We start from the raw sequence: 1,973 nt of genomic DNA on the forward strand, positions 1-1,973 counted from the left end.
ACTTTGTACTGATCGGATTTATCGAGACTTTTAAGTGAAAGGGTTGTTAAGACCTCAGGCTCGCCGTTTCTTAGTCTTAAGGGAGTGTTACCGGCGCAGGTTTCTGCAGCCCGGCCCCTGCGTGTGGCCCTGCCCGCACAAGCGGTCTGAAGCGCTGGCAAGCGGCGGTAATGACACTTAAATTCCAGGCCATGTCCCGCGAATCGACTGATCAGGCAAAGAGCGCAATCAGGAAGGAATCCGCCCTTTCCCGGCCCGACCAGGCGCAACCGGACCAAAACGAGCCCCAGCAACTGACCGCTGGCGACATCGATCCTGCGACCGTCGCGACAGACGAGGAAGAGGAAGCCCGGTTACCGGAAGTCACCGAAGACGGCAGTGAGGCCATCGCCGAGGGCCCGTTGGCGATCGGGCATGCCGCGATCGAAAACGCGGTCAGGCTGGCGCCGACCTCACCTGGCGTCTATCGCATGCTCAATGGCGCCCACGACGTGCTCTATGTCGGCAAGGCCAAGAATGTCCGAAAGCGGCTTTCTTCCTACGCCCGGGCGAACGCGCCGCAGCCGGCGCGCATCCTGCGCATGATCGCCGCGACCGTTTCGGTCGAGATCATCTCGACGGCGACCGAGACCGAGGCGCTTCTGCTGGAAGCAAACCTGATCAAACAGTTGCGCCCGCGCTTCAACGTGCAACTGCGTGACGACAAATCGTTTCCCTACATTCTGATCACCGGCGATCATTGGGCGCCGCAAATTCTCAAGCACCGCGGCGCGCAGAGCAGGCCTGGACAGTATTTCGGGCCATTCGCCTCGGCCGGCGCGGTCAATCGGACCATCACCGCGCTTCAGCGCGCCTTCCTGATCCGCTCCTGCACGGATGCGTTTTTCGAAAGCCGCACCCGCCCCTGTCTGCTCTACCAGATCAAGCGTTGCGCGGGACCCTGCACCCGCGAGATCGATTTTCCCGGTTATACCGAGCTCGTGCGCGAGGCCAGGGATTTCCTGTCCGGCCGCAGCCGGGCCGTAAAGCAGGAACTCGCAGGCGAGATGGAAAAGGCCTCCGCCGAGCTCGAATTCGAGACCGCGGCGCTCTACCGCGATCGGCTCGCGGCGCTGTCGGCGATCCAGTCGCAACAGGGCATCAATCCGCGCACGGTTGAGGAGGCCGATTTGTTCGCCATCCACCAGGAGGGCGGATATTCCTGCGTCGAGGTCTTCTTCTTCCGCACCGGGCAGAACTGGGGCAACCGCGCGTACTTTCCGAAAGCGGAAAAATCGTTCACGCCGGAAGAGGTGCTGGCCTCGTTCCTGGCGCAGTTCTACGACGACAAGCCGCCGCCCAAACTCATCTTGTTGTCGCATGCGATCGAGGAAAGCGAGTTGATGGCGAGTGCTCTGTCGATCAAGGCCGGACACAAGGTCGAAGTCGTCACGCCGCAGCGCGGCGAAAAAAAAGAACTGATCACGCACGCGCTGACCAACGCGCGCGAGGCGCTCGGCCGCAAGCTTGCCGATACCGCCACCCAAAGCCGCCTGCTCACGGGGCTCGTCACCACGCTCGGCCTGCCGCAACCGCCGCGCCGCATCGAGGTTTACGACAACAGCCACATCCAGGGCACCAATGCGGTCGGCGCCATGATCGTGGCGGGCCCGGACGGCTTCATCAAGAACCAGTACCGCAAATTCAACATCAAGTCCGAGGGCCTGACGCCGGGCGACGACTACGCGATGATGCGCGAGGTGCTGCAGCGGCGCTTCAAGCGGCTGTTGGCCGCGCCCTCCGAAGCCGAGGCCGGTAGCCTGCGCGCCGACGATGAGGCGGTTCCGCAATGGCCCGATCTCGTCATCATCGATGGCGGCCGCGGCCAGCTCAACGCGGCCAAGGAGATTTTCGAGGGGCTCGGACTGACACAGGTGACGCTGCTCGCCGTGGCAAAGGGGGCGGACCGCGACGCCGGCCGCGAGACCCTGTTC

General features: G+C 63.3%; 1 protein-coding gene. It reads left to right on the forward strand.

Going from position 1 to position 1,973, the window contains the following annotated elements:
- Positions 1-191 precede the first annotated feature (191 nt).
- On the forward strand, positions 192-1,973 hold a 1,782-nt coding region (uvrC, locus tag WB528_RS08170), incomplete at its 3' end, for an excinuclease ABC subunit UvrC (RefSeq protein WP_423887911.1).

The organism is Bradyrhizobium sp. (assembly GCF_049586575.1).
Lineage (GTDB): Bacteria > Pseudomonadota > Alphaproteobacteria > Rhizobiales > Xanthobacteraceae > Bradyrhizobium.